The organism is Westiellopsis prolifica IICB1, from assembly GCF_004323185.1.
GTDB lineage: Bacteria > Cyanobacteriota > Cyanobacteriia > Cyanobacteriales > Nostocaceae > Pelatocladus > Pelatocladus prolificus_A.
In genome coordinates this window covers 3,466,196-3,476,031 of the sequence record NZ_NAPS01000001.1, presented here as the reverse complement: position 1 = coordinate 3,476,031, position 9,836 = coordinate 3,466,196, and the positions used below count along the sequence as shown (strand labels likewise).

Annotated in this window: 7 protein-coding genes; 6 read left to right on the top strand and 1 reads right to left on the bottom strand. The window is 39.4% G+C overall.

The window, feature by feature from the left end; translation table 11 throughout:
* The first annotated feature begins 141 nt into the window (after positions 1–141).
* The 5 genes from B4U84_RS14250 (at position 142) to B4U84_RS14230 (ending at position 5,357) form a co-directional block, all read left to right on the top strand.
* Positions 142–606: a hypothetical protein gene (locus B4U84_RS14250; RefSeq protein ID WP_131118615.1), complete on the top strand. Its 465-nt coding sequence runs from the start codon at positions 142–144 to the stop codon at positions 604–606.
* Between the two features lie 360 nt (positions 607–966).
* Positions 967–2,382 (top strand): DUF8738 domain-containing protein, encoded by a 1,416-nt coding sequence (locus B4U84_RS14245; protein WP_131118613.1) that lies wholly within the window; start codon positions 967–969, stop codon positions 2,380–2,382.
* Positions 2,383–2,517: 135 nt separating this feature from the next.
* Positions 2,518–3,120: a gamma-glutamylcyclotransferase family protein gene (locus tag B4U84_RS14240; RefSeq protein WP_131118611.1), complete on the top strand. Its 603-nt coding sequence runs from the start codon at positions 2,518–2,520 to the stop codon at positions 3,118–3,120.
* Positions 3,121–3,399: 279 nt separating this feature from the next.
* Complete coding sequence (locus B4U84_RS14235; RefSeq protein ID WP_131118609.1) at positions 3,400–3,978, top strand: NIL domain-containing protein; 579 nt, start codon at positions 3,400–3,402, stop codon at positions 3,976–3,978.
* A 26-nt stretch (positions 3,979–4,004) separates the two neighbouring features.
* Entirely contained in the window at positions 4,005–5,357 is a 1,353-nt protein-coding gene (locus B4U84_RS14230; protein WP_131118607.1) for a selenium-binding family protein, read from the top strand.
* Between the two features lies 1 nt (position 5,358).
* On the opposite strand, the gene B4U84_RS14225 is transcribed toward B4U84_RS14230, so the two are convergent.
* On the bottom strand, positions 5,359–7,437 hold the full coding sequence (locus B4U84_RS14225; protein WP_131118605.1) for a cation:proton antiporter domain-containing protein: 2,079 nt from the start codon (positions 7,435–7,437) through the stop codon (positions 5,359–5,361).
* 416 nt (positions 7,438–7,853) lie between these two features.
* On the opposite strand from B4U84_RS14225, the gene B4U84_RS14220 reads away from it, so the two are divergent.
* Positions 7,854–9,800 (top strand): alpha-amylase family glycosyl hydrolase, encoded by a 1,947-nt coding sequence (locus tag B4U84_RS14220; RefSeq protein WP_131118603.1) that lies wholly within the window; start codon positions 7,854–7,856, stop codon positions 9,798–9,800.
* The last annotated feature ends 36 nt before the right edge of the window (positions 9,801–9,836 follow it).

Below are 9,836 nucleotides of genomic sequence, written 5' to 3'. Positions count from 1 at the left end.
TTAGTAGTTAGTTGTCTCCCTTGTCCCCCTTCCCCCTTATCCCCAATCCCCAATCCCCAATCCCCAATCCCCGATCCCTGATCCCCGATCCCTATTACTAGTGATTCACAAAACTGTATAAAAATATATTTAGATGAACCAATGATTAGCTTAGTTGAGACAAGCACTACAGCCGCGATCGCAAGATTAGCAAGGGCGATTAACCTTTCCAAGGGTCAATTTTCCTTACTTTTAGCTTGCTGTAACTCTCATAAAAAACAGCACTTACTAAGTTTGTTACATGAATTTTCACCAATAGCGATCGCGCAATTATCTTTGTCAGCTTCCACACAAACCCTCTATACCACTATTACCAACGCCCTTGGTTCTAACCCTAACCAGCCCGAAGCTTTAATGGTATACGGTTTAGAGTCGGTGGTCGCAATTAATCAACTCATCATTTCCACCAATTTAATGCGCGATGAGTTTGCTAAACAGTTTCAGTTTCCCTTGGTGCTGTGGGTAAATGATGAAATCCTACGAAAACTTATCCTATTAGCACCAGACCTCAAAGACTGGGCGGCTACAACTATTAGATTTGATTTGCCCGATCATGTATTAGTTTGAAGGGAGCATCCCAAATGTTCAAAAAAACACCTGCGATTGAAATCGCAGTCTGATAGTGAAAGTCTGCTTTAAGCAGACTGTTTGATTGATTTAAGTCGTCTGAAGACGATTTGTGCTATTAGCAAAGGATTTAAACCCTTTACTTTGCCTTTTGATGTTCTGTATAGGAACAAAAACTCCAGCTATTTCCGTCCAGTTTTATATCTGTGTTTACAAAAAACACCCAATAAACATCCTGATTCACTCAACAATGGGGTGATATATGGATTTATCTTTAGATATTTCTGCTTTTTGTCATTAGTAAAACTTTGACTAATGACTGTAGTTAATTATGATTGAATTTATTTGGCAGTATTTTCCATGAAAACCACCATTAAAAATTATATTACCACCAAACAAATCAAATTTTTCACCGCTTTGATATTAACTGGTATTTTATCTGTTGGTAGCAATTTCGCATTATTAAAGAGTGCTACAGCTGCTCCCAGAAATATTTTGCCAGAAAAAGTCAATCAAATTTTAGAAGTTAATCATAAAAGAAACGGTTTACCTTTACCAGTCGCAAGAGCTGTACTGAAAGATGTATCGCGCACTCAGGGAGTTTTGCCCAGTAAATTGAAAATAGCTGAATATCAGCAACAAACTTGGTCAGATGGTTGTTTAGGACTGCCGAAACCAGATGAATTTTGTACTCAAGCTTTGGTTCCGGGTTGGCGGGTAATCGTATCTAACGGGACTGAAAACTGGATTTATCACACTAATAATAACGGGCGTTCTTTACGTTTAGCTAATCCTAATACTTCCGTAAATAACCAATCAAAAAATTTACCCACTTCTGTGAAAAATGCTGTTTTAGCTGCTGCATCCCAACTGACAAAGTTGCCTACTTCTAAAATACGCGTTGTTAACTTTAAAGAAATCACCACAGATGGCTGTTTAGGTTTAGGACGTCCTGACGAGGCCTGTATTGAAATTGCCCAACAGGCTTGGGAAGTAAACTTGCAAGCAGGAAAACAACGTTTAGTCTATCGTGCTAATCGTGATGGTTCTCAAGTCAGACTCAATCAAAGTGCAAGCAGTAGCGCTTTACCAAAATCCATAGTTGATGCTATTTTGGCAGATGCAGAAGAAGAGTTAGGAGTACCATTTTCTCGACTGCGGATAGTTGGAGTAGAACGACGAGAATGGCCAGATAGCTGTCTAGGTATTAGTGAACCACTGATTTTATGTGCGCCAAGTATTGTACCTGGTTGGCGAGTAACTGTCAGCGATGGAAAACAGCGTTTGGTTTATCGAGTTGGTGAACCAGATACGATTAGGCTAGATAAACAAGCTAGTAAAATTACTGATAATAATCATCTTCAATCTGTGCCAATTCCCACTAGCGATTTACCGCCGCTTTTAGAAAGTGGGGTAGTTTTCCGTGAAATTTCTAGTGGTGGTTTTATTGGTAGAACCTACGAAACTGTTTTATTGGATGATGGACTTTTGATTCGGACTCGCATGGGTGATGCTAATGATTCTGAACGTAGTGTTCGCCGCGTTTCTTTACGAAAGTTACGACAGTTTCAGCAATTGCTAGAAAAAAAAGGAGTCAACGAATTTCAGAATCTCAGTTATCCTGCGCCTTCTGGTGCAGCCGATTACATTATTTATACTCTGACTAGTAGTGATGGTACGGTTCAATACAACGATATTTCTCACAATCGCTTACCGCAGAATTTACAAGTTGTAATTGCAGCGTGGAATCAGCTTCTTAGAGAGGCGCAAGGTTAAGTTAGTTATCAGTGAACAGTTATCAATAATCCCAGATTTAATATACGGTTTTTTGAGCGATATTTAGATGTAATTATAATTTACAATCATAATCTATAGTATAATTACCGATTGTAGTTGATACTTTTAAGATCAATGAGTAAGCAGGGTAGAAATTCACATCATACTTGGGTGCATTCTAGCAGTGCTGCCAACATCGGCGTGGGACTACAACAACAGCAGGAACCAATGTTTTTGTATTTTGCTTACGGTTCTTGTATGTGTCCTGTAGATTTGAAGCGATCGCTTGGCGAAAATACCCACAGTTATGTAATTGGGCCTGCTATACTCAAAGGCTATCGACTGGGATTTTATCGCTATTCTACATTTCGCAACTGTGGAGTACTTGATGTGATTGAAGATCCAGCCAGCACTGTACATGGCGTGCTTTACCAACTACCTTGGCGAATTAGCGATCGCTTAGATGAAAGAGAAGAGGTTCCCCGTAAAGGTTATCGCCACGAATTTGTGGACATTCACTGTCAAGGACAAGTTTACAAAAGTGTCCGTACTTACGTAGTAATTGACAAGTTAGCAAAAGAACACGCACCGAACGATTGGTATTTCAACGTTGTCCTCCGGGGTGCTGTTACCTGTGGATTACCGGAAGAATATTGCTGGAATTTGTTTAATCATATGTATCAATTGCAACAGCAACATAAGTCACGTGTAATCAAAGTCAACAACGAACAAATTTAACCAGTTTAAATCCTGTAGAGACGCGATTCATCGCGTCTGGTACTGGTACAACCCCAAAATCATGACGAAAATTCTTAACCGAACCGTATTGATACGGCGCACAATTTCGGTTATGCGTTGAAATTGGAATTGGATTATGTTAATCTACATTAAAACCATCAATATGCTGTAGTTTAGCTTGCATATCAGAACTACAAAAGTGGTGTTGGGATTAAAAATAGGGATTTTGGCTATGTATTGCTGACATTAAAAATATTATGAATTAGTGGATTGAAGCTGATGGATGTATCTACAACAGTTAATCCCACCCAAGGTTGCATTGAAATTAGCATTCCTGAGAAATACCATTGTCAACCGATTGTTTCTCGATTAATTTCTCGCTACGGTTTGAGTGTCAATATTGCTGCTGCTGCTTTTGAAATTGAAACTAAAAAGGATGCTTGGTTGAATTTAGAAATTCAAGGAAGTTCTGAACAACTAGAATCAGGTATTACTTATCTACGAGGATTAAGTGTGAAAGTTGAACAGCTTAATTTTAAAACCCTTACAGAACAGAAAATCCAAGACTTACAAATATTATGTCCCAATTATGTCAAAAAATTAGATGAAGGGAAAATCGCCCAATATCAAACAAATCGTGCAAAGTTTCAAGTTTGTATTCCCAAAAATTACCGTTCTTTTCCAATAATTGCAGGATTAGTTACTCAGTGTGGTTTAACTATCAATATTACCGGAGCATTGTTAGATACCAACACAGAAAATGACGGTTGGTTTAATTTAGAAATTTGGGGCGATCGCGAACAGATTGTTTCTGGCTTGAGATATTTAAAGCAGTTAGATCTACAAATTTGGTTGTAATTTTACTGAAATTAGGAGATAAAAATATGAGTCATGCTTGCTGTGGTCCTGGCTATGCTTCTCCAGAAGCAGCAATCAAAGCTGAACGGGAAAAAATCCTTTATACAATAGCCCTCTACACGGGTACGGATATTGCAGCACCAGATTATCTTGCCACTATAGACGTTGATCCTAACTCTCCTACCTATTCCCAAGTAATTAATCGCCTACCCATGCCTTATATTGGTGATGAGTTACATCATTTTGGTTGGAATGCGTGTAGTTCTTGTCACGGTGATCACAGTAAATCCCGACGATTTTTAGTAATTCCAGGGCAACGTTCTAGCCGAATTTATATTGTTGATACAATAGATGCTCGCGCCCCTAAACTGTATAAAATTATTGAACCGGAAGCAATTAAAGAAAAAACAAATTTAACAGCACCGCACACAGTCCACTGTCTAGCTGATAGTCATGTGATGATTTCCATGTTAGGCGACAGTGAGGGTAATGGTCCAGGTGGCTTTTTATTGCTGGATGAGAATTTTGAAATTGCTGGACGCTGGGAACACCAAGCTGATGCTATGCAGTTTAACTATGACTTTTGGTATCAACCACGCCATAATGTCATGGTAAGTAGTGAGTGGGGCGCACCTAAAACTTATTATCCCGGCTTTGACCTTAACGATGTTACAGCTGGCAATTATGGACATCAATTGCATTTTTGGGATTGGTCAAAACACGAAATTATTCAAACTGTTGACTTAGGTGAAGAAGGATTAATTCCTCTGGAAGTGCGCTTTCACCACAATCCTAATAGTACTCACGGGTTTGTTGGTGCAGCACTTAGCAGTAATATTTGGCATTGGTATAAAGCTAACGGACACTGGGACGTAGAGAAAGTTATTGACATTCCATCGGTAGAAGTGGAAGGTTGGCCGATTCCAGTGCCATCGTTGATTACTGATATTTTAATTTCAATGGACGATCGCTTTGTCTATTTTTCTAACTGGTTACACGGCGATATTCGCCAGTACCACATCAGTAATCCTTTCCAACCTAAACTCACAGGTCAAGTTTGGTGTGGTGGTTTACTAGGTAAAGCTGGGGAAGTGCAAGGAAATAAACTAGCTGGTGGACCACAAATGTTACAACTGAGCCTTGATGGCAAGCGGCTTTATGTGACAAACTCCCTATTTAGTAGTTGGGATAATCAGTTTTATCCTGATTTGTCTAAAACAGGTTCCTATTTACTGCAAATTGATTGTGATACTGAAAATGGCGGGATGAAAATTAACGAAAATTTCTACGTTGATTTTGGTCAAGAACCAAATGGTCCCGCCCGCGCTCATGAGATCCGCTATCCTGGTGGTGATGTTACCTCTGATATTTGGGTATAAATCAAGAATGAGGTTCTCCCAACAATACAATTGAGCAAGTCAACTCTTTAATTACCTGACTTGTCACTTCGCTAACTGCTAATCCACCGGCGGTACGATAACGAGTCGAGCGCAAAACAACTAAATCAAATGCTTTGGCTTCACGAATAATAATCCCAGCCACATCATCACCAGTAGTGGTTTGGATGTCGATATTTACTTGTAATTTACTTTGAGAAGCTATACCAGACAGTTCGGACTTAAACTTGTCAACTTGGATTTCGGGTGTTCTGCGATCGCCCACATGTAAGAGTACTACCTCTGCGTGATTCGCATCTGCTAAAATTTGGGCAAACCTGACAGCGCCTATAGTTTGAGGTGTTAAATCTCCCACTGGTACAAGAATGCGCTGGATAGTAGTCGGACTACTTAACAATCTTGTCACAGCTACCGGACAGTGAGAAGACCAAAACACGCTATCGATCACATTACCAAACAAGCGGGCGCGAATGCCTGTGTTACGTGACCAACCCATGACAACTAAGCTGGCGTTTTGTTCGCGACTAGTACGACAAATTCCCAAAGCAACATCGTCATCAATTCGGACTGCTGGTAAGACTTCCACACCAAATTCTTGACTAATTTCCAAAACACTCTTCAAACGTTGCTGACTTTGATCAAGCGCTGTTGTTAAGCGCGGATCATCCATTTGTACATGACCTTTGGCGATCGCTAGTGGAATAATCTTTCCTGATTCGTGACGCGCTAATAGTGCAGCCATTTCGATCAAATAGCGCTGAGTTTGGGGATTATATAGGGGAACAACAACAGTGAATGGATACTGGGTTTGTTCATCGAAATTCAGATCATGACTATCTGTTTTTTGCCACCACGTAGATAGTTTATCTTTTGCCCAGTCAGTTTGAGAAACTGTTAGCCTAGTTGCAAATCGTGCTGTAATCACTGGGCCAAGTATTGAAGTTACCAGCATCAACACAATTACACTATTCAACACACCCTCATTTATTAACCGTTCACCCGCAGGATTAACTGTTTCATAGGCAACTAAAGCTGCTGCTAGTGTAGCTGCAACTTGTGGTAGTGACAATGACCACATCGTCAGCATTTCCGGTGTATTATAGCGATACAATAATTTAGCTATAAATGCAGCTAAGAATTTACTACCAATTAAACCCACTACAATTGCCACAGCTAACCAAACTGAACTGAGAGTTTTGATAAAGGCAGGAATATCAATTAATAATCCCATGTCTACAAAAAAACAAGGGATAAATAAAACACTACCCACAAACTCAACTTTTTCTTTAACAGGGCTACGTCCTAAAACATCATTGACAGCCAAACCTGCTAAAAATGCACCAACAATTTTTTCAACGCCAATTACCTGCGCTCCAACAGATGCTATAAATAATGCCAACAAGATAAATAAAAATTGATTACCTTGTTCATCACCAGAACGTCTAAAAAATTCTTTTCCTGCCCAGTCAAAACCAAATAAAACAACAGCAGAGTAAATAGCTAATCCCCCTAAAAGAGTAATCAAACTCAGAGCTGTAAATTCTCCACCATGAATACCAACACAAATTGCTAGCACTAACAAAGCACCAGTATCAGTAAAAATTGTGGCGCCAATTGTCACTGTCACAGCTTCATTTGTCACCACACCCAAGCGACTGACAATTGGATATGCCAACAAAGTATGGGAAGCTAGTAAAGAACCTATTAAAACAGAAGTATTCCAACTAAAATTAAATAATCTCCCAACAACAATTCCAGCAATTAAAGGTACTATGAACGTTAAAGTTCCAAATCCGATTGATCGATTTCTAGTTTTGCGAAACTGCTCAAGATCAATTTCTAAACCTGCTACGAACATCAAGTAAACTTTACCAATTTCCGATAGCAACTTGATTGTTTCAGATTCTGAGTTTAATAACTTGAGTCCGTTTTCACCAAGTAATACACCTGCGATTAACAAACCTACCAATCCGGGTAGCCGTAGCTTTTCAAAAATGGGTGGTACGGTGAAGATGACTAATAACAGGATTGTAAATGCAATAATTGGGCTTTGTAGTAGCAAATTGTTACCCTCTGAATATTTGAATATTTGAGTATTTTAGATCCCCGATTTCTTATAGAAATCGGGGATCTTGTCTGGAACCAATGATTTAGGATTGCTATATATCCATCTGTTGAACAAAAAACCCATTCTCTGGTAGCATGACATTTTTTTTGTTTTATAAAAAAATCATTAATACCTAAACTAGATACAAATGCCAAAAATAAATAATAGTTAATAACTAGTTAATATAAACAATCAAGTTTAGTTCGTAAATCTATCGCAAGTTCTAAAAAACCCTAACTAGGGATAGATGTCTTTTTTGAATAAATAAATAGATACTTGCGATGGAAAGAAGCGTACAAGCAGATAATTAATTTCTCCAAATCCGCGTTTCTTGACCAAATTATCAATTTAATTAATTTATCAACTTACCTATGGTAGCAAATCCTCCTTCTCAAACTTCAGATGCTCAATACAAAGTTGAAAATCCAGCAGCAGAAGTCGAAGCAATTGTCCAAACCCCACCATCAGATACAGAAATTGACTTGGAATTTCTCTACACCAGAGATATTGAATTTCGCCAAGAAACGCTTTACTTTATTGTTGTTGACCGCTTTTATGATGGAGATCCTGACAATAGTCAAGGGATAAATGCTGAACTTTATGATCCCAATCGTGAAGAATGGGGTAAATACTGGGGTGGAGATTTGCAAGGGGTGATTGACAAACTCGATTATCTCAAGAATTTAGGAGTCACTGCGATTTGGTTAACTCCCTTGTTTGAACAAGTGGAAGAATTATTTATTGAAAGTGCTGCTATTCATGGTTATTGGACAAAAGATTTTAAACGCATCAATCCCCGCTATATTGCTGCTGATGATGATCCTTCTCTCAATAAAACTCAAGATCAGAAAAACACTGTTTTCGATCGCCTGATTGCAGAATTGCATAAACGCAATATGAAACTAGTGTTAGATATTGTTTGTAATCATAGTAGCCCAGACACTGGTGGTAGTAAAGGCGAATTATATGATGATGGAGTAAAAATTGCCGATTTTAATGATGACAAAGACCATTGGTATCACCATTACGGTGAAGTTACCAATTGGGAAGACGATTGGCAAGTCCAAAATTGTGAATTATCAGGACTAGCCACTTTTAACGAAAACAATATTCAGTACCGCAACTATATTAAGTCTGCAATCAAACAGTGGTTAGACCGGGGTGTGGATGCATTACGAGTAGATACTGTTAAGCATATGCCAATCTGGTTTTGGCAAGAGTTTAATGGTGAGATGTACAATCACAAACCAGATGTATTTATTTTTGGCGAATGGATTTACAGCAATCCTAACGACGATCGCGCTGTAGAATTCGTCAATAACTCCGGGATGAGTATCCTCGATTTTGGCTTGTGTATGGCAATTCGCCAAGGTTTAGCTAAGTATGATGAACAAGGTTTTTACTTGGTTCAGAACGTATTAGATCTAGACTATCGCTATAACGGTGCAACCGAACTCATCACCTTCATCGACAACCATGATATGCACCGTTTTCAAACTATCAACCCTGATCCCGAAATCTTGCGATTAGCGGTGATTTTGTTGATGACTACTCGCGGTATCCCTTGCCTATTTTATGGTACAGAACAATACCTGCATAATGATACTAACGGTGATGATAATATCTACGGTAATAACGATCCCTACAATCGTCCGATGATGGAATCTTGGGATACTGATACCTCCATCTATCGAGATGTCCGCAAACTTTCCGGACTACGCCGTCTTAACCCAGCACTATCAATGGGTAGTCAATGGCAAAAATATATTACACCAGATGTTTATTGCTATGTGCGCCGCTATCGTGACTCTCGTTGTTTTGTCGCATTAAATAGAGGTGATGCTGTTAGTGTAGAGGCAGTTGACACTGAATTACCAGATCGGGAACACACTTGTTTACTAACCGGACGCAAATTTGAGGTTAAAGACGGGAAGATTTATAATTTGGAACTTGCACCCAAAGAAGCGATCGCCATCAGTCATGTTGGTGAACGTGTCAAAGGCCAAACTATTATCCGAGTACAACTCAATGGTGTACGCACTCAACCCGGAGAAACCATCGTGGTGACAGGAAATTGTCCCGAACTTGGTAACTGGGACATCGGTAAAGCCTATCCACTAGAATACATCAACTCCAACACCTGGTTTGCTGAAATTCCCTTTGATGAAAGTGCTGGTAAGCTAATCAGCTACAAATACGCCATGTGGCGCGAAGGAGGTTCTCCCCTACGGGAAAATCTAGTTTCTCGACGCTGGGTAATTGCTGGTGAAGGTACTGTGAAATGGCGTGACACCTGGGCTTCCGGACGGGAGTCTTAAATCGCGATACACATAAATAATGTAGAGACGCGATAT